The sequence below is a fragment of the Propioniciclava soli genome, assembly GCF_014858005.1.
Lineage (GTDB): Bacteria > Actinomycetota > Actinomycetes > Propionibacteriales > Propionibacteriaceae > Propioniciclava > Propioniciclava soli.
In genome coordinates this window covers 96,205-113,903 of record NZ_JACYOT010000015.1, presented here as the reverse complement: position 1 = coordinate 113,903, position 17,699 = coordinate 96,205, and the positions used below count along the sequence as shown (strand labels likewise).

At 71.8% G+C, this 17,699-nt stretch carries 18 protein-coding genes; 8 read left to right on the top strand and 10 right to left on the bottom strand.

What is annotated here, in order from left to right; all coding sequences use genetic code 11:
- Positions 1-2: 2 nt before the first annotated feature.
- The 6 genes from IFY26_RS14075 to mca form a co-directional block, all read right to left on the bottom strand.
- Entirely contained in the window at positions 3-1,007 is a 1,005-nt protein-coding gene (locus IFY26_RS14075; protein ID WP_232549632.1) for a hypothetical protein, read from the bottom strand.
- A 4-nt stretch (positions 1,008-1,011) separates the two neighbouring features.
- Complete coding sequence (locus IFY26_RS14070; protein WP_232549631.1) at positions 1,012-1,527, bottom strand: DUF6301 family protein; 516 nt, start codon at positions 1,525-1,527, stop codon at positions 1,012-1,014.
- Between the two features lie 50 nt (positions 1,528-1,577).
- A complete protein-coding gene (locus IFY26_RS14065; protein WP_232549630.1) occupies positions 1,578-2,288 on the bottom strand; it encodes a YwaF family protein in 711 nt (236 codons plus the stop codon).
- Between the two features lies 1 nt (position 2,289).
- A complete protein-coding gene (locus IFY26_RS14060; protein WP_232549629.1) occupies positions 2,290-4,467 on the bottom strand; it encodes a thioredoxin domain-containing protein in 2,178 nt (725 codons plus the stop codon).
- A gap of 66 nt (positions 4,468-4,533) precedes the next feature.
- Positions 4,534-4,836, bottom strand: coding sequence for a hypothetical protein (locus IFY26_RS14055; protein ID WP_232549628.1), 303 nt, complete (start codon positions 4,834-4,836; stop codon positions 4,534-4,536).
- Positions 4,818-5,753 (bottom strand): mycothiol conjugate amidase Mca, encoded by a 936-nt coding sequence (mca, locus tag IFY26_RS14050; protein WP_232549627.1) that lies wholly within the window; start codon positions 5,751-5,753, stop codon positions 4,818-4,820. Before mca ends, IFY26_RS14055 begins: the two co-directional genes overlap by 19 nt.
- Positions 5,754-5,837: 84 nt before the next feature.
- Between mca and IFY26_RS14045 the strand changes: the two genes are divergently transcribed.
- Positions 5,838-6,248, top strand: a complete 411-nt coding sequence (locus tag IFY26_RS14045) for a DUF4307 domain-containing protein (protein WP_232549626.1) — start codon at positions 5,838-5,840, stop codon at positions 6,246-6,248.
- A gap of 30 nt (positions 6,249-6,278) precedes the next feature.
- Positions 6,279-6,785: a transcription elongation factor GreA gene (gene greA / locus IFY26_RS14040; RefSeq protein ID WP_232549625.1), complete on the top strand. Its 507-nt coding sequence runs from the start codon at positions 6,279-6,281 to the stop codon at positions 6,783-6,785.
- Between the two features lie 23 nt (positions 6,786-6,808).
- Here greA and IFY26_RS14035 read toward each other — a convergent pair whose 3' ends face one another.
- The 3 genes from IFY26_RS14035 to IFY26_RS14025 all read right to left on the bottom strand — a co-directional run bounded on the left by IFY26_RS14035 (position 6,809) and on the right by IFY26_RS14025 (position 9,390).
- Positions 6,809-7,300, bottom strand: a complete 492-nt coding sequence (locus tag IFY26_RS14035) for a DUF2089 domain-containing protein (RefSeq protein ID WP_232549624.1) — start codon at positions 7,298-7,300, stop codon at positions 6,809-6,811.
- On the bottom strand, positions 7,297-8,091 hold the full coding sequence (locus tag IFY26_RS14030; protein WP_232549623.1) for a hypothetical protein: 795 nt from the start codon (positions 8,089-8,091) through the stop codon (positions 7,297-7,299). The genes IFY26_RS14035 and IFY26_RS14030 overlap by 4 nt, the downstream gene beginning before the upstream one ends.
- An 87-nt stretch (positions 8,092-8,178) precedes the next feature.
- Positions 8,179-9,390, bottom strand: coding sequence for an AI-2E family transporter (locus IFY26_RS14025; protein WP_232549622.1), 1,212 nt, complete (start codon positions 9,388-9,390; stop codon positions 8,179-8,181).
- Between the two features lie 92 nt (positions 9,391-9,482).
- On the opposite strand from IFY26_RS14025, the gene IFY26_RS14020 reads away from it, so the two are divergent.
- The 6 genes from IFY26_RS14020 to IFY26_RS13995 all read left to right on the top strand — a co-directional run bounded on the left by IFY26_RS14020 (position 9,483) and on the right by IFY26_RS13995 (position 16,319).
- Positions 9,483-10,163 (top strand): uracil-DNA glycosylase, encoded by a 681-nt coding sequence (locus tag IFY26_RS14020; protein WP_232549621.1) that lies wholly within the window; start codon positions 9,483-9,485, stop codon positions 10,161-10,163.
- Between the two features lie 187 nt (positions 10,164-10,350).
- Positions 10,351-11,289: an HAD family hydrolase gene (locus IFY26_RS14015; RefSeq protein WP_232549620.1), complete on the top strand. Its 939-nt coding sequence runs from the start codon at positions 10,351-10,353 to the stop codon at positions 11,287-11,289.
- 35 nt (positions 11,290-11,324) lie between these two features.
- Positions 11,325-13,049, top strand: a complete 1,725-nt coding sequence (locus IFY26_RS14010; protein WP_232549619.1) for a glycoside hydrolase family 3 protein — start codon at positions 11,325-11,327, stop codon at positions 13,047-13,049.
- 180 nt (positions 13,050-13,229) lie between these two features.
- Positions 13,230-14,549, top strand: a complete 1,320-nt coding sequence (locus tag IFY26_RS14005) for a TerC family protein (protein WP_232549618.1) — start codon at positions 13,230-13,232, stop codon at positions 14,547-14,549.
- 31 nt (positions 14,550-14,580) lie between these two features.
- Positions 14,581-15,504, top strand: coding sequence for a proline dehydrogenase family protein (locus IFY26_RS14000; RefSeq protein ID WP_232549617.1), 924 nt, complete (start codon positions 14,581-14,583; stop codon positions 15,502-15,504).
- A 116-nt stretch (positions 15,505-15,620) separates the two neighbouring features.
- The gene (locus IFY26_RS13995; RefSeq protein WP_232549616.1) at positions 15,621-16,319 is read left to right on the top strand and encodes an EcsC family protein; all 699 of its coding nucleotides are present in this window, start codon (positions 15,621-15,623) and stop codon (positions 16,317-16,319) included.
- Between the two features lie 104 nt (positions 16,320-16,423).
- Here the strand turns inward: IFY26_RS13995 and IFY26_RS13990 are convergent, their stop codons facing one another.
- Positions 16,424-17,584 (bottom strand): trans-sulfuration enzyme family protein, encoded by a 1,161-nt coding sequence (locus IFY26_RS13990; RefSeq protein ID WP_232549615.1) that lies wholly within the window; start codon positions 17,582-17,584, stop codon positions 16,424-16,426.
- Positions 17,585-17,699: the final 115 nt, after the last annotated feature.

Sequence of the window (17,699 nt, the reverse complement as noted above, 5' to 3'; positions counted from 1 at the left end):
GCTCAGTCCGGACGGATCCAGGTGCGCCGCGCCACCCCGGGCATCGCGAACGCCTCCGGGTCCCCCGCCACCCGCCGGTGGACGCGGGCCAGGAAGAGGCCGAGCAGCCAGGGGTTGGCCACGGTGGCCATCGGCAGACGCAGCTCCGGCACGGGGCCGTGATCGCCGCGCAGCGCCCCGACCCGTCCGAGGGCAGGCGCGACGCGGCGGTGGGCGTCCGGCGTGACCGTCAGCACCACCTGCGAGAACGGCTGGCCCGCCTGGACGCCCACGGCGCCCACCTCCGGCCACGTGAGGAGTTCACCCAGGAGGGCGATGCCGTCCCGGCTGACGCGGACCGGGGTCGCCGCCTGCGCGGTCATCCGTCGGCTCATCGCGAACACCAAGGCGAGCACCCCTGCCAGCACGAGCAGGGCGACCCCCGCCCCGGTCTGGTCCGTCCCGAAGAGCGCGCCGAACCCGGCGGCGGCGAAGGCGGCGACGACAACGGCGAGCAGCAGGGTGCCTCGCCGGTGGACGCGCTGGTCGAAGCCAAACTCGATCCACCCGGTGCGTCGGAGCTCGGCCTCCCAACCGGACACCTCCTCCGACCGGTGGCCGGTGGGGGGCAGGCGCTGCCCCGAGCCGTCCCGGTCCAGCCCGCGGCCCCAGAGAGCCGGGGGCAGGTCGGGGATGCGCACCAGGTCCCCGGCAGCGCGGCGGGCGGCGATCCACCGCGGCAGCGCGACGCGCGGCGCGCCCACGAGGAGCGTGACGATGCCCGCGACGACGGCCGCGGGAACGAGCACCAGCAGGGCCGTGATGATCGGGCGGGGGGCGTCCGCCTCGATCAGGATCAGCCCGAGCCCGAGCGCGGCGAGGGCGCCGTTGCCGAGCAGCAGGGCCAGGGGGAGCCAGCCGCGCAGCACGTAGCGGGTGGCGACCCAGCCGCGCTGGCGTCCGAGCCACAGCGGAAGGGTGACGGCAGCCAGGGCTACGGCCATCAGGATCAGGACGAGACCGGCCACCGGTTCACCTCGCGTGGGCGTCGCCGCCAGCTTGCTCGGGACGCCCCGCCGCGCGCCGGGCGGCCCGCATCACCGGGCTGTCGACCGCCAGGGTGATCATCGCGGGGGTGGCGGTCAGGGTGAGACGCGCCCCGCTGTCGAGATCCCAGGACGACTCGGCGTGCTGGCGGGGGAAGGGCGCAGGGGTGGCGGGGCCGAACTCCTCGCTCAGCGCGAGGACGTAGCCGCCGCTAGTGTCCTGGATGAAGCGCTCCCGTTCGGCGGACGCGTCGTCGGCCCGGTCGACGAGGTTCAGGCTCACCGTCGCGAGCTCTCCGCGCGCCTTGGACGCCGACGCCACGTCCGGTGTGACGCCGAGCCCCGTGACGTAGGTGAACATGCCCGGACGCACCGGCCGCCAGCCGAGGGCGGCGAGCTGCGGCGTGATCGCGTCGACCGGCACCGGCCAGGGCAGCTCCGCGAGGGCGCGCGCGATGCGCACCACGTCCGCGACGGGGACGCGGGTGGGTGACGCAGCCATGGGGGATTCCTCCGGGGGGTCCGAGGGGGGCGATGGCAGCAGGTCCGGGGTCATGGGCGTCCCGGTAGTCCGGCGAAGGGGACGGTCAGCGCGGCCACCCCGGCGGCGGCCGCGGCGTACATGAGGGGCAGGTATGCCGGCCACGGCGGCAGGGCGTCCAGTGCCGTGGCGAACTCGGGTTTGCGGCTGACGAACACGTAGTTGCTGCCCACGGCCCGGTTGATGCGGTGGGCGACGACCCCCTGGAGGGCCAGCAGCGCCATCGTGCGGCCCGCCCCGCGCCACGTGGGCCGGTACCCCTCGGCGACACAGAGGTACACGGGCACCGCCACCAACAGGCCGTGCGAGGCGAAGAACTGCGCGAACCGGACGCTGCGGGGGCCGTACCGGTCCAGGTCAGGGGTGAGCACCGCCATGGACGCGCCCATCACACCGATGTAGTAGGCGTAGTCGCGCAGCGCGCGGTTCCCGGTGAGGGCGCCGACTCCCCCGCCCCACACCGCGACGGAGCAGACGTGCACGGGCAGCATCTCCGGCGGCGTCCAGCGCCCGGTCGCGGCCCGCCAGCCGTGGTAGAACACCTCCTGCCCCCACAGCGCGGCCACCAGGCCGGTGCGGACGCGCCGCCGGCCCCGCGGTGACAGCCGCCTCGTGCCGCGCAGCGCCACGAGGCCCGCCGCGACGGTCCCGATCGCGGTCAGGTGGGCGGGGCCGAACAGCCGGAACGGTTGCTCCGGTGGCTCGGCCGCGAAGTAGCCCATGTCAGGCGCGGCTCCACAGGGCGGCGCGCAGGTCCTGCACCGTCGTCGCCGGCGCGAAGCACACCTCCCCGCGGCACACGTACGTGGTCTGACCCAACGCGACGATCTCGTGCTCGCCATACTCGTCGCGGTCGGCTTCGTCGCGGCCAGCCCCAGCAAGGCCGGCCTCGGTGACGACCAGTCCACCCGCCCGCACCGTGGCGTGGGTCAGCGTGCCGGGCCCCGCGTCCGCCGCGACCTCCGCTGCCGGGCGCACAACCCGCCCGTCGAAGTGATGCGCGAAACCCGTTGTGCCCGGACGCCCCACCAGCAGCACCGTGCCGGCCGGTGCCATGCGCGCGACGGCGCGCGCGGCGTCGCTGAGCGGATCGCCGTCGGCGTCCACCACCACCGCCACGGCCGGGCGCAACCCCTGGCGCGCCTCGTCGGCGATCAGCAGGTCGGTGAGCGCGGCCGGGGCGAACCGGGGCGCCGCGGCCACCGTGCCCCACGTGGTCGCGACGGCGGCGTCCGCGCGGGCCAGCAGGTCCGGCCGGGCAGCCAGCTCCCCCAGGAGCCGCAGCGCAGCGACCAGCGCCATGGTGCCCGACGGCGTCGGGTTGTCCGTGACGTCCCGGGGCCGGGAGAAGAGCTCCCCGGCGGCGGCGTCGTGGAACCCGCCGTCGTCGGCACCGAAGAGTTCCAGGGCCTCCTCGAGCACCGTGACGGCCCGGTCAAGCCACACCGACTCACCCAGCACCCCCGCGAGGCGGCCGAAGGCGAGCGCGACCGCGCCGTGGTCCTCCGCCACCCCCACCGTGGGGGACGGCTCGCCGGCCAGCGACGTCCGCACCAACCCGGCGTCGGTGTGGTGCACGCTCCAGAGGTACTCCGCGGCACCACGGGCGAGCTCCAACCAACGCCGCTCGCCGAACACGAGCGCACCGGTGACGAGGGAGTCCACCAACCACCCGTTCCAGGCGGCCACGACCTTGTCGTCGCGCGGCGGGGCGAACCGGGAGCGACGCACCTCCGCCAGGCGTTCAGCGACCGTGGCGAGGCGGTCGGCGTCCGGCGCACCACGCAACTGCAGCGTCGACAGACCGTGCTCGAAGGTTCCTCCCGCCGTCACGTGGAACACCTCCGCCGCCCACGCGGCGTCCTCCTCGCCGAGCGCATCGGCGAGGAGTTCGGGGTTCCACGCGTAGTAGATACCCTCGTGGGCCATGCCGCGGATGTCCGCGGAGTCGGCGTCCAGGCTGGCCGCGAAGGCACCACCCTCGAGCAGCATCTCGCGCTCCAGCCAGCCGACGATGCCGCGGACCACCCGCTCGAACAGCCCCCGCAGCGGAGCCTCGTGCTGCGGCGTCCGACGCCAACCGCGCGCGTAGGTGCCGAGCAGCAGTGCGTTGTCGTACAGCATCTTCTCGAAGTGCGGCACCACCCAGGCGGCGTCGACGGCGTAGCGGTGGAACCCACCCCCCACCTGGTCGTGGATGCCGCCCCGGGCCATGGCCTCCAGGCTGCGCTGCGCGAGGTCCAACAGCCCGGGCTCCCCCTTCACGAGCAGCGCGTCCACCAGCAGCGGCATCGGGAACTTCGGCGCCCCCCCGAAGCCGCCGTGCATGACGTCGAAGTCGGCGCCCACGGCGTCCAGGAGATCCCACACCGGGGGCGGGGTGTCGGCGGGCGGCAGCGCGTTGATCTGTTCGAGTTGCGCCACGATGGCGGACGCGGACGCGGTCACCTCGTCGCGGCGGTCGCGCCACGCCTCGCCGAGCGCGGTGACGAGCTGACGGAACGACGGCAGGCCGTGCGCGGGCTCGGGCGGGTAGTAGGTGCCGGCGAAGAACGGCTCCCCCTCGGGGGTGACGAACACCGTCATGGGCCAGCCGCCGTGCCCGGTGAGCGCCTGGGTGGCACGCATGTGGACGGCGTCAACGTCGGGCCGCTCCTCACGGTCGACCTTGATCGGCACGAAGAACGCGTTGACGAGGGCCGCGACGTCGGCGTCCTCGAACGACTCGTGCGCCATGACGTGACACCAGTGGCACGCCGAATAGCCGACCGACACGAGCACGGGCACGTCGCGGCGCCGTGCCTCCGCGAACGCCTCCTCACCCCAGGGCCACCAGTCGACGGGGTTGTTCGCGTGTTGCAGCAGGTAGGGGGACGTGGCCGTCGACAGCCGATTCGTCATCGTTGCCCTCTCACTCGTGGGTCACGCCGGGAGGGCTCCCGACGGGTGCGGGGTGGGGTTTCGGGCTCAGGCCCGCGGGTCGCGCTCGTCGGGCAGGGACGCCCCCGGCGCCGCCGGACCCGAGGGGTCCTCGGCCTGCTCGCGGTGCGCGATGACCGTGCCGGCATCCACGCTGTCATCGGGAGCGTCGCTGCGCGCGATGCGGATGTGGCGTCGCATCGAGAGCCACAGGAGCACCAACGCGACCATCATGAGGCCCGCCAGGGCCAGCGGCGTCCACGACGGCAGGGCCCCCACGAGCGGGGCGAGCGACGGCCAGGTCACAGGCAGCGGCGTCAGCGGGAGCGGGGTCAGATGGAGTAGAACCACGTGTCCACCCTATCCGCCTCGTGGGTGTCGATCCCGGCGAACAGGTCGTCCTCCGGCAGGCTCGTCGCGACCCGGGACTTCGCCAGCTGGTAGTCCTCGGTCGGCCAGACCTTCTGCTGGGTGGCCAGGGGCACGGCGAACCAGAAGCCGTCGGGGTCGATCTGGGTAGCGTGGGCGCGCAGGGCGTCGTCGCGCACCGAGAAGTAGTCGGAGCACGGGACGAAGGTGGTGAGCCGCGCGGCCTGGGCCGGGTCGTCCGGCCAGTCCTTGAGGCGCTCCGCGTAGGGCGAGACGAGTCCGTCGTCGTGCATCGCCGCGTCCAGCGCCGCGGCCCGGCTGCGGTGGAACGTCATGTGGTAGTACACCTTGGCCACCGGCCAGGGCTCACCCAACTCCTGGGGTGCCTCGGAATCGGCCGCGAGGTCCACCGCGGCCATCGTGACCTCGTGGGTGCGGATGTGGTCAGGGTGGGGGTACCCGCCGTTCTCGTCGTAGGTCGTCACCACGTGCGGCCGGAAGGTGCGGATGACCCGCGCCAGCGCCGCGGCCGACTCCTCGAGCGGCACGAGCGCGAAGCAGCCGTCGGGCAGCGGCGGCAGCGGGTCGCCCTCGGGGAGGCCGGAGTCGACGAACCCGAGCCACGTCTGCTCGACGCCCAGGATCTCGCGGGCGCGCGCCATCTCGGCGCTGCGCAGCGTCGCGATGTTCTCCCAGTTCTCCGGGGTGTCCATCTTCGGGTTGAGGATGTCGCCGCGCTCGCCCCCGGTGCAGGTGACGACGAGCACCTCGACGCCCTCGTCCACGTACTTGGCGACGGTGGCGGCCCCCTTGCTCGACTCGTCGTCGGGGTGGGCGTGCACGGCCATCAGGCGCAACGGTTGCCCGTCGGCGTCCACACGGCGGGAGGCAGAAGACATGTCAGTCATTGTGGCGCCCGCCACTCCCGGGGCCCAAACCACCCCCGCGCGGAACCCACTCCCATCCCGTGGCACGATGGCACCGTGACCAGCCCCACCGAGACCGATGCCGAGCGGATTGCCCGGCGCTACCCTCCCGCTGCGCTGCCCCGGTGGACGTGGATCGTCGTGGCCGCACTCTTCGTCGCGATCGGGACGCCGTGGCTGCTGTGGGCGGCGATCCACGGTGCCAACCCCGCGATCGACGCGAAACTCGTCGCCTACGACGTCCGCTCCGACACGGAGGTGGACGTGCAGATCACCGTCGAACGCCCGGACCCGGCCGTGACCGGGGTGTGTTCGGTGCGGGCGCAGGCGATCGGCACCGAGACCGTGGGGGAGATCGACATCGTGATGGAGCCCGGCAGCGAACGGCTCGTGACGGTGCACGAGACGATCCGCACGTTCCGCCGGGCCACCTCGGCCTCCGTGGTGGCCTGCAGGGTCACGCCCTGACCCCTCCCCCCTGCCGTGTAGGCTGGTCAGATGCCCGAAGAACAGAATTCGACCGTGTGGCTCACCCAGGAGGCCTACGACAAGCTCGTCGCCGAACTCGACCACCTGAAGGCCGAGGGGCGCGAAGATGTCTCCCGCAAGATCGCGCAGGCGCGCGAGGAGGGTGACCTCTCCGAGAACGGCGGCTACCACGCCGCGCGCGAGGAGCAGGGCCAGATGGAGGCCCGCATCCGCCAGCTCGAGGCGATGCTGCGCGACGCGAAGGTGGGCGAGCCGTCCGAGAAGGCCAAGAAGGTTGCCCCGGGCATGACCGTCACCATCTACTACGACGGCGACGAGGAGGACACCGACACCTTCCTGCTGGGCTCGCGGGAGCTCATGGGCGTCACCGAGACCGAGCACGAGGTGTTCAGCCCGCAGTCCCCCCTCGGCGCGGCCGTGGCGGGAGCGAAGAAGGGCGAGACCGTCTCCTACACCGCACCCACCGGCGCCACCATCTCGGTCACGATCGTCGACTTCGAGCCCTACACGGGCTGAGCCTCGTCACCCCGGCGGCTCCCTCAGCCGAGGCGGCGGAGGAGGTCGGCCGCCACGTCGGGCGCCAGCGTCCCCGCCGCCACCTGCGCCAACACCTGGTCACGCGCCGATCCGGTGGCAGCGGACGCCGCCGCCGGGGTCTCACGGGAGTCCGCCGGGCCGGCGCCCGGCTCTGAGGCCTCGTCTGCCTCCCCGGCCACCGCGTCCTCCGGCCCGTCGTCGGGCCCGTCGTCGGGCGCGTCCTCGGCCAGGCCGAGCGCCGCGAGCAGGTCGGCGAAGCGCGCCCGCGCGGTGGGGTAGCTGACCCCGAGGTGCTTCTCCAGCTCCTTGAGATTGCCGCGGGAGACGAGAAAGACCCGCAGCAGGTCGAGCTGGGAATCATCGAGCGCGCAGAACGAGCAGGACCCGAACTCCCCGACGAGTTCCGTGCCGCATGAGCCGCACCCCAAGCGGGTCGTGACGAGATCTCCGGAACAGACCGGGCAGGTGGTGAGCGGCCGGTGAGGCGTCCTCATCGGTCCTCCTCCCCCGTGGTGACGGTCGCGCTCGCCATGACCACCTCGAGGTCCAACCGCGCCGAGCCGTTCCCCACCACGAGCTCGTTGAGCGACCCCGACTCCCCGGGCCACTGGATCCGGCCCACCTGCGCCTCCCCGCGCACCGTGACGTTCGCGCCGTGTGTCAGCGCCAGCTGCAGCGAGCCCGACTCCACCTTCACCCGCGACCGGCCGGCGCTGAGCGGCCCGCTGACGTGCGCGGACCCGGCTTGCACGAGCGCGTCCGCGATGCGCCGCGCTCCGGTGAGCCGCGCGCCGCCGGCGGTGACCCGGACCCGGCCGAGGAAAGGAATCCCCTCGGTGGCGAGGCTGCCGGCCGTGACCTCGACGTCGACCTCGATGGCCGGGTTGACGCGCACCGTCAGCCCCTTCGCCAGGCTGATGGCCCGCAGGTCGTCGAAGCTGCGCGGCGGTCGCAGCATGCTCAGCCCCTCCAGCTTCGGGCCGAGGTCTCCGTCGGAGGTGACCTCCAGCACATCGCCGGAGCGGCGCAGCACGTGCTCGCCGTCGACGGACGCGGTGGCCACGCCGGCGTCCGCGATGACGCGCACCTTGCGGCCGACCGCCCGGACGCTGACCCGCTGGGTGCCCTTCACCCCGGTCGGCCCGGCGGGTTCGGGCTCCGGCTCGGGTCCGACGGCGCCCTCGGCCCCCCGCCGGGCGGCGTCGATGCGCCGCGACGCCTCCTCGGCGTCGATGCGGCCGGCGGCCAGCTCGGAGAGGATGTCGGACAGATCAGGCTCGCTCATATTAGAATGATAAGAGCGACCTCCCACTGTGGAAACCCCTGTGGCCGGGTTCGCCCCCGTCCGCGGGACCGCGCGGCGGCCTGCCGCTCAGGGCCGGGTGGCGACGGGCCCGGGTTGGGGTCGGTCCCGCTCCTCGGGGTTGCGCAGGGCGCGGACGAACGCGACCGTGAAGGCCAGGACAGGAATGGCGAGCAGCGCACCCAGGATTCCGGTGACCACCCCGCCGGCGATGATGCCGAGCAGGACACCCAGCGGGTGGATGTTCACCGCGGAGCCCATGACCAGCGGCTGGAGGAACGTGCTCTCCAACTGCATGACCACGATGACGCCGCCCAGCATGATGACGGCGCTGACCCAGCCGTGCGTCACCAGTGCCAGCGCGACCGCGAACGCGCCGGCGGTCACCGCGCCGACGATGGGAATGAACGACAGGAAGAACGTCAACGCGAACAGGGCGGCCACCAGGGGGACGTCGAGCAGGAACGCCACCAGGGCCACACCCGCGGCGTCCACCGCCGCCACGATCACGGCCGAGCGCATGTACGCCACCAGGGACGTCCACCCGCGCAGCGCCGCCCGGTCGGCGGGGCCCCGGTAGACGCGGGGAACGAGCAGGCCGATGATCGCCTCGAAGATTCGCCGCCCCTGGTAGGAGAAGAAGAACATCACGACGAGCGCGGTGGCGAGGCCGGCGACGAAGCTGCCGAACTGCCCACCCACCTGCACCGCGGTGGACGCCACCGTCGAGGCCTGCGTCTGCAGCCAGGCAACCCCCTGGTTGAACCACTCCAGGAGTTGCGCCTCGTTGATCCCGAACGGCAGCGACCCGACCCAGGTCAGGAACGTCTGGAAGCCGGCGGTCGCCTGCGTGACGAGGGTCGGCCACTCACTGATGACCTGCTGGCCGACGAAGACGAACAGGCCCACCACAATCACCAGCATCGCGAGCAGCGACGTGATGGACGCCAGCGCGGGGGGCCACCCCGCACGCTTGAGGAGTGCGGTGAGCGGGTGGAACATGGCCGTCAGCAGGATCGCGATGGCCACCGGCACCGTGATGGCCGAGAAGTAACCCAGCACGAGGTAGGCGGCGACGACCCCGACGCCGAGCACCAGCAACCGCACGACGTAGCCGGTGGCGATCGTGAGGCCGGCGGGGACGTGGGGTTCGAGCGGGACCGGGGTGGGGGTCGGCTCGGCGGGGGCCTCGACCACGACGGGTTGCGGAGCGACCGCGGGTGGAGCGGGTGGGGTGGCGGGCGTCGCGAGGAGACGACCCAGGGTGGCGAGCAGCGACAAGGCAGTGGTCCTTTCCAACGCAGGTCAGCGTAACCGCTCCGACCGACACATTCCGTCAGGCGGACGCCGCCCCGGCCGCTACCGTGGGCGTCGTGACTCCGCGCCCGCTCGCCGACCTCGTGGCCCCCGACTGGGCTGACGCCCTCGCACCGGTCGCCGACACCGTCGCGGCGATGGGCGACTTCCTGCGCACCGAGGTGACCGAGGGGCGCGGCTACCTGCCCGCCGGGGAGCACGTGCTGCGCGCCTTCACCCGCCCGCTCGCCGACGTGCGCGTCCTCATCGTCGGTCAGGATCCGTATTCGACCCCGGGGCATCCCGTGGGCCTGTCGTTCTCGGTGGCGCCGGACGTCCGGCCGATCCCCCGCTCGCTGCAGAACATCTACCGCGAGCTGCACGCCGACCTGGGCATCACACCGGCACCCCACGGCGACCTCACCGCCTGGTTCGGCCAGGGCGTCCTGCTGCTGAACCGGGTGCTCACCGTGCGGCCGGGGGCGTCCGCGTCCCACCGCGGTCGGGGCTGGGAGGAGGTCACCGACTGCGCCATCGACGCCCTGGCCGGCCGCGGTGGCCCGCTGGTGGCGATCCTGTGGGGCCGCGACGCCCAGAGCCTGGCGCCCCGGCTCGGCGACACCCCGTGCCTCCGATCGGCCCACCCCTCCCCCATGTCGGCGGACCGGGGGTTCTTCGGTTCGCGGCCGTTCAGCCGCGCCAACGAGGCGCTGGTGGCCCAGGGTGCCGATCCGATCGACTGGGCGCTGCCCGGCTGAGGCGTCCGGGCACCACGCGGGACGCTCCACCGCGCCCCGCCATCCGGCCTTGTTGCAGCCGGTTTCCTCTGCTCGGGGGCCACTGAATCGTTGCCGACGAAAACGCAGTGCAACCCCCGTGCGGGGCGGCCGAACGCTGTGTTACCCATGATCCATCACCGACGATGAACCCACCGGAGGAACAGCCATGACGCAGCACCCGGACGCCGCCCAGCCGCTCGTGGACTTCGCGCCCACGAAGGACCACTTCATCGGGATCGACTCCGACGGGTGCGCGATGGACGCGATGGACATCAAGCACACCGAGTGCTTCACCCCCTGTTACATCAAGCACTGGGATCTGCAGCCCGTGTCGACCCTCGCCCGCCAGACCGCCCTGTTCGTCAACCTCGGCTCGGTCACCCGCGGGCTGAACCGCTGGGTGGCCCTCAAGCAGGTGCTCGACCTGCTGCGGGACCGTACGGAGGTCGCCGAGCGCGGCATCACCATCCCGCCCTACCCCGAGCTGGACGCCTTCCTGGCCGCCCCCGGTTACCCCCTCTCGGACGTCGGCATCGCCGCCTACGCCGCCGACCACCCGTCGCCGACCATCGACCGGGCGATCCGCTGGGGCAACGCCGTGAACGTGGCGATCGCCGACATGGTGCACGGCTGCGGTCCGTTCCCCGGCGTCCGCGAGGCCTTCGAGGCGATGCAACCCCACGTGGACGCCATGACCGTCTCGGCCACCCCCCTCCACGCGCTCACCTACGAGTGGAACGCCCATGACCTGGCCAAGTACATGAAGGTCATCGCCGGCCAGGAGATGGGCAGCAAGGCCGAGCACGTGCAGTACGCCGCCACCGGCAAGTACGACGCGGACAAGATCCTCCTCATCGGCGACGCCCCGGGTGATCGGGACGCCGCCGCGAAGGCCCGCTGCCTCTACTACCCGATCCTGCCCGGCAACGAGACCTTCGCCTGGCGGCGGTTCACCGCCGAGGCCCTGCCGCGGTTCCTGGCCGGCACCTTCGCCGGCGACTACCAGACCATGCTCATCGAGGAATTCAACAGCTACCTGCCCAGCGAGGTGCCGTGGGAAACGATCTCCGGCGAGCGCCGCGTGCCCGTCCCCACCGTCAAGTGACCGTCCCCACCCTGAAGTGAGAAGAGGAACCCACCATGCCCGAACGCGTTGACCTCACCGCCAGCCCCTACCACCTCGACGAGTCCCAGATCGCCTGGGTCGAGGACACCCTCGCCGCCATGACGCTCGACGAGCAGGTCGGGCAGCTCTTCACCAACCTGTTCTTCTTCGGCACCGACAGCTTCTCGGGCAACGACTACACCGCCGAGGAGATCATCGAGAAGTTCCACATCGGCATCGCCCGCTACCACGGTGGCTCCTCCGACAAGGTGCAGGACCTCCTCAACCGGCTCCAGAGCGCCTCGAAGATCCCCCTGCTCATCGCGGCCAACTGCGACTCCGGCGGCAATGGCGCGATGAGCGATGGCACCTACATCGCGTCTGGTGCGCAGACGGAGGCGTCCGGCTCGGTGGAGGTGGCCCGCAACGCGGGGTACGTCTCCGGGCGCGAGATGAACGCCATCGGTGCGAACCTCAACTTCGACCCGTGCGTCGACATCCTGGTCAACTGGCGCAACACCATCGTGAACACCCGCGCCTACGGCACGACGGCGCAGGATGTCATCAAGTACACGATTCCGTTCGTGGAGGGGCAGCGAGAGTCCGGCGTCCTGACCTGTGTGAAGCACTGGCCGGGTGACGGCACCGAGGAGCGCGACCAGCACCTGGTGCTCGGCGTCAACGAGCTCTCCCCCGCCGACTGGGATGCCTCCTTCGGCGAGGTCTACCGCGCCCACATCGCCAACGGCGTCGAGATGGTCATGGCCGGCCACATCGCGCTGCCGTACTACTCCCAGAAACTCAACCCCGAGTTGGCGGACGCCGACATCCTGCCCGCCACCCTCGCCCCCGAGCTCCTCAACGGCCTGCTCAAGACCGAGCTCGGCTTCAACGGCGCCGTCATCACCGACGCCTCCCACATGCTCGGCATGACCTCGGCCATGCGGCGGGAGGACTACGTGCCCGCCGCCATCGCCGCCGGTTGCGACGCCTTCTTGTTCTTCAACAACCTCGAGGAGGACTTCGGGTTCATGAAGGCAGGCGTCGAGAACGGCGTCATCACCCGCGAGCGCCTCGACGACGCCAACCGTCGCGTGCTGGGCCTCAAGGCCAAGCTCCGCCTCCACGAGAAGCAGGCCGACGGCACCCTGCTGCGGACGCCGGCCGACCTCGAGGTCGTCGGCTGCGAGGAGCACCTCCGCATGCGCGACGAGGCGGCCGACCTCGGCGTCACGCTGGTCAAGAACACCCTCGACCAGCTGCCGCTCAACCCCACCGACCACCGGCGCATCCGCCTGTACCACCTGACCGGCGAGGTTGGGGGCATCACCGGCGGTGGCGAGCCCGAGATGTTGAACTTCTACATCGCCGAGCTGACGCGGCGCGGCTATGAGGTGACCGTCAACGACGGCGCCACCCGCGTCAAGGGGGCCACCCTCGCCTACCGCGACCAGACGGACGCCGCCCTGGTGCTCGCCGAGGTCATCGGCTACGGCGCGCAGAACAACTACCGCATCCAGTGGAAGACCGCGATGAGCAACGAGGTGCCGTGGTACGTCTGGGAGGTGCCGACGTTCATGGTGAGCCACAACTTCACCACCCACCTCCATGACGCGACGATGGTCAAGTGCTACGTGAACGCCTACCACCCCAACGAGGCCAACGTGCTCGCCACGCTCGACAAGCTGGAGGGCAAGAGCGCGTTCCGGGGGACGCCGAACGAGCTGGTCTGGGCGGAGAAGTGGCAGGCGCGCCTCTGACCGCGTCCCGCTGACGCCCCCCGCGACCGCCTGCCCACGCCCCCGTTCGCCCTCGGGACGGCCCGCCGACCAGCGGTCCGGCCCGAGGGCTACACTCCCTGCAGCGGACAGACGCCGTGACCGCTCGACGTGGGTCGCGGTACGGGCGTCGTCCGCACCGGCACCGGAAAGGTCACGCCCATGCCCGTCGTTTCCCCGCTCGTCTGGGGCGGCACGATCGTCCTCATCGCGGCGTTGCTCGCCTACGACTTCGTCTTCCACGTCCGCAAGGCGCACGTCCCGACGATCAAGGAGGCCGCGCGCTGGACGGCGCTGTACGTGATGATCGCGCTGACGTTCGGCCTGTGGATCTGGTTCCACCTCGGGGGGACCTACGCCGTCCAGTACTACGCGGGGTACATCACCGAGCTGAGCCTGTCGGTGGACAACCTGTTCGTGTTCCTCATCATCATGAGCTCGTTCAAGGTGCCCCGCGCCTACCAGCAGAAGGTGCTGATGTTCGGCATCGTGGTGGCCCTGGTGTTCCGGACGGCGTTCATCCTGCTGGGTGCGGTGGCCATCAACAGCTTCGCGTGGGTGTTCTACCTGTTCGGTCTCGTGCTGCTCGTCACCGCCGGCAACCTGCTCAAGCCGGAGGGCGACGAGGACGACGAGGAGTCCGGCGAGGCCAACAACATCGTGATCCGCCTCGCGAGGCGGTTCATGCACACGTCGGACCACTACGACCAGGACAAGGTCTTCACCGTCCAGAACGGCCGCAAGGTCTTGACCCCGATGGCCCTCGTCATGGTCGCCATCGGCGGCACCGACATCATGTTCGCCCTGGACTCGATCCCCGCCATCTTCGGCCTCACCCAGGTGACCTACCTCGTGTTCACCGCGGTGGCGTTCTCGCTGTTGGGTCTGCGACAGCTCTACTTCCTCATCGACGGCCTGCTCGACCGCCTGATCTACCTCAAGTACGGCCTCGCCGCGATCCTGGCCTTCATCGGCGTGAAGCTCATCCTCCATGCCCTGCACGAGAACAACGTTCCGTTCATCAACGGCGGTGAGCCCGTCCACGTCGTCGAGGTCACCACCGAGCTGTCGCTGCTGGTGATCGTCGGCGCCCTGGTCGTCGTCATCATCGCGTCGTTGTTCTCCCCGAAGGGCAAGGCGCTCACCACGATCAAGAACACCCGCCGCCACGCCAAGCAGTACCTCGACACGTCCTTCGAGGCGGACGCGGGGGTGCGTGAGCAGAACTACCTCCGCCTGCTCGAGGAGGAGGACGCCCTGCTGGCGCTGCCGCCCAAGGGCCGGCGGCTCATCCACGACGAGCAGGAGTTGCTCACGCTCCTGGACGACGCCCACGCCACGCACGACCGCTACATCGCCGCGAACCCCACGCGCTTCCCCACCGGTGACCCCACGGCCGGACGCCAGCGCCTCGACACCGAGGCGTACCGCACCGCCCTGGAGAATCCGGACGCCCTCGAGGGTGCCAACCCCGAGGACTGACACCACACCCACGATCGCGGGAGGGGAACCGATGAACCGTCTGCTGAACGCCTTGGCAAAGAACGAACGCGTGAAGGAGTTCGCGCTGGGGTTCCCCCCGGCGCGGGCGGTCGTGGACCGCTTCGTCCCCGGGGAGAACACCGACGACGCCGTCGCGACCGTGGCCCGGCTGCGGGATGCCGGGCTGTACGCCACGGTCGACCACCTTGGTGAGTACGCCGACGACCCGGACGCGGTCGAGGCCCAGGTGGCGGAGTACCTGACGTTGCTCGAGCGGCTCGGGGCGGCGTCCCTGACGAGCCACGCCGAGGTGTCGGTCAAGGCCAGCGCGCTGGGGCTGGGCCTGCCCGACGGCGAGCGCGTCGCCCTGGAGAACGCGCGGCGCATCTGCACGGCCGCGGAGGCGGTGGGCACCACGGTCACGATCGACATGGAGGACCACCGCGACACCGACGCGACCCTGCGGCTGTTGACGGCCTGCCGGGAGGACTTCCCCGCCACCGGCGGCGTCCTGCAGGCGATGTTGCACCGCACGCCGGAGGACTGCCGCCGGCTGTCGGGCCCCGGATCCCGCATTCGCCTGTGCAAGGGCGCCTACGACGAGCCGGCATCAGTGGCGCACACCACGACGCCGGCGATCCGGCAGGCGTACCTGAGGTGCCTGCGCATCCTGCTGCGTGGGGAGGGCCACTCGATGATCGCGACGCACGACCCCGTGCTCATTGAGGCGGCGCTGGGGTACCTGGAGCTGCTCGACCGCCCCGCGGACGCCCACGAGTTCCAGATGCTGTACGGCGTCCGGCCTGCCGAGGAGCGGCGCCTGGCCGCCGCCGGCCACCGCGTCCGGGTGTACGTGCCCTACGGCACCGACTGGTACGGGTACTTCATGAGGCGCCTCGCGGAGAAGCCCGCGAACCTCGCGCTGCTGGGACGGGCCCTGGTCGCGCGGCGCTGAGACCCCGGTTCCACCCCGGTCCCCCCTTGCCAGAGGTTGAATCCGGCCCGGTGATGCGACAGGCTGTGCCCGCACGCGCGGCGCCTGACCGCGCGCGAGCAAGAGAGGGGACGGCCATGGGCCTGTTCGACCTGTTTCGCCGCGAGAACGTGGCGGTCACCCGTTCGGCGCTCGACGAGGCCAACGATCCCGACGGCACCAGCGACTCGATCTCGCAGCTGATCCAGCAGCTCACCGGCGTGGGCATCGACGGCGTCGGCCCGTTCGACTCCGCGACCAAGGTGGCCCGCGACGCGCTGGCCCGCGAGAACGGCGACGTGGAGAAGGCCATCCGCCGCGTCCGCGGCCAGCACCAGCGCCTTGCCGGCGCCGGCGGTTTCATCACCAACCTCGGGGGCTTCGCGACCATGCTCGTCGCCGTGCCCGCCAACGTGTTCCAGTTCTACGTGCTGGCCACCCGCATGACGGCCGCCACCGCGCACCTGCGCGGCTACGACCTCTCCGACGACCGCATCCGGACGGCCGTCCTGCTGACCCTCGTGGGGTCGAACAGCACCGACATCCTGTCCCGGGCGGGGCTGCCGGTGACCGGCGGCGCCGCCGTCGCGTTCGCCAGCAGCTCGCTGCCGCGCGCCGCGCTCATGGTGGTGCAGAAGGCCGTCGGCTTCCGCATCCTGCGCACCGCCGGCACGCGGATCTTCTCCCGCGCCGGGCGGCTCGTGCCGGTGCTCGGCGGCGCCATCGGCGCCGGCGTCGACCTCGCGATGATGACGTCCATCGCCGACCAGGCCCACCAGGAGTTCCCGCCCCGCTGAGCCCTGCCCCCGGGGGTGCTGGCCCCGTGGAGACGCATTTGGACCCGAGGAAATGGCGCCATGGCGCCATTTCCTCGGGTCCAAATGCGATTCCCGGAAGCGTCTCAGAGGGACGCGGCGCGGTCCAACCCAGCGAGGACGTCGGCGACCAGGTCGTCGGCGTCCTCGATGCCGATGCTGAAGCGCACCAGGCCCGGGCGCAGCCCGGCGGCGGCCTGCACGTCCAGCGGCATGGCGGCGTGTGTCATCGACGACGGGTGGCACACCAGCGACTCCACGCCCCCCAGCGATTCGGCCAGGCTGAAGCAGGTCAGCCCGTCGACCAGCGCGGCGACCCCCGGCTCTCCCCCGGTGACCTCGAGCGACACGATGGCGCCGAAGCCGTCCATCTGCCGTGCCGCCAGCGCGTGGCCGGGGTGATCGGGCAACCCCGGGTAGTAGAGGCGGTCGACGGCCGGGTGCCCCGAGACGGCGGCCACGAAGGCCGCGGCGTTCTCCAGGTGCTGGCGCATCCGCACATGGAGTGTCCGCAGCCCCCGCAGGGTGAGGTAGGAGTCGAAACCCCCACCGGTGACGCCGAGGCAGTTCGCCCACCAGCGCAGCTGCTCGGCCAGCGTGGCGTCCGCGGCCACGGCGACGCCGCCGATGACGTCGGAGTGCCCGTTGAGGTACTTCGTCGAGGACTGCACGGCCACATCGGCGCCCCAGGCGAGCGGCTGCTGCACCGCGGGGGAGCAGAAGGTGTTGTCGACGGCGACGAGCGCGTCCACCGCGTGGGCGGCGGTGACGAGCGCACCGAGGTCGGAGATGCCGAGCAGCGGGTTCGAGGGCGTCTCGATCCACAGCAGGTCGGGCGCGACCTCGCGGACGCGAGCGGCGGCGTCCGGCGCCGTCAGGTCGGTGAGCTCCAGCGTGAACTGACCGCGGGAGGCGAGGGCGTCCAGCAGCCGCCACGTGCCGCCGTAGGCGTCGTGGGGGGCCACCACCGTGCCGCCGGTGGGCACGCAGGCGAACAGGGCGGTGGTGATCGCCCCCATGCCCGACCCGGTGACCACCGCGCCCGCCCCGCCGTCGAGCTCGGTGAGCGCGTCGGCCAGCAGGGAGCGTGTCGGGTTGGCCGAGCGGCTGTAGTCGAACGGGCCCGGCTGGCGCAGCCCGGCGAAGCGGTAGTTGGTCGACAGGTAGATCGGCGGCACGACCGACCGCTGGCCGGTGTCGCTGTCGATGCCGGAGCGCACCCCAGCGGTCGCGCGTGAGCGTGGCACGCTGCCTCCTCGAGCCGTTTCGCGTGGGGTCCCATCCTCCCCGACGGGCGGCGGGGCGCCAAACTTCGTCCACGCACCGCCCGTGGTGCTGGCGCGTCGCGCCGGGGCGGGGGTA

Excerpts from the sequence above, each read along its gene's own strand:
- IFY26_RS14070 (WP_232549631.1), bottom strand. The coding sequence starts at position 1,527 with ATGGCTGCGTCACCCACCCGCGTCCCCGTCGCGGACGTGGTGCGCATC.
- IFY26_RS14065 (WP_232549630.1), bottom strand. The coding sequence starts at position 2,288 with ATGGGCTACTTCGCGGCCGAGCCACCGGAGCAACCGTTCCGGCTGTTC.
- IFY26_RS14060 (WP_232549629.1), bottom strand. The coding sequence starts at position 4,467 with ATGACGAATCGGCTGTCGACGGCCACGTCCCCCTACCTGCTGCAACAC.
- mca (WP_232549627.1), bottom strand. The coding sequence starts at position 5,753 with ATGTCTTCTGCCTCCCGCCGTGTGGACGCCGACGGGCAACCGTTGCGC.
- greA (WP_232549625.1), top strand. The coding sequence starts at position 6,279 with ATGCCCGAAGAACAGAATTCGACCGTGTGGCTCACCCAGGAGGCCTAC.
- IFY26_RS14035 (WP_232549624.1), bottom strand. The coding sequence starts at position 7,300 with ATGAGGACGCCTCACCGGCCGCTCACCACCTGCCCGGTCTGTTCCGGA.
- IFY26_RS14030 (WP_232549623.1), bottom strand. The coding sequence starts at position 8,091 with ATGAGCGAGCCTGATCTGTCCGACATCCTCTCCGAGCTGGCCGCCGGC.
- IFY26_RS14015 (WP_232549620.1), top strand. The coding sequence starts at position 10,351 with ATGACGCAGCACCCGGACGCCGCCCAGCCGCTCGTGGACTTCGCGCCC.
- IFY26_RS14010 (WP_232549619.1), top strand. The coding sequence starts at position 11,325 with ATGCCCGAACGCGTTGACCTCACCGCCAGCCCCTACCACCTCGACGAG.
- IFY26_RS14005 (WP_232549618.1), top strand. The coding sequence starts at position 13,230 with ATGCCCGTCGTTTCCCCGCTCGTCTGGGGCGGCACGATCGTCCTCATC.
- IFY26_RS14000 (WP_232549617.1), top strand. The coding sequence starts at position 14,581 with ATGAACCGTCTGCTGAACGCCTTGGCAAAGAACGAACGCGTGAAGGAG.
- IFY26_RS13995 (WP_232549616.1), top strand. The coding sequence starts at position 15,621 with ATGGGCCTGTTCGACCTGTTTCGCCGCGAGAACGTGGCGGTCACCCGT.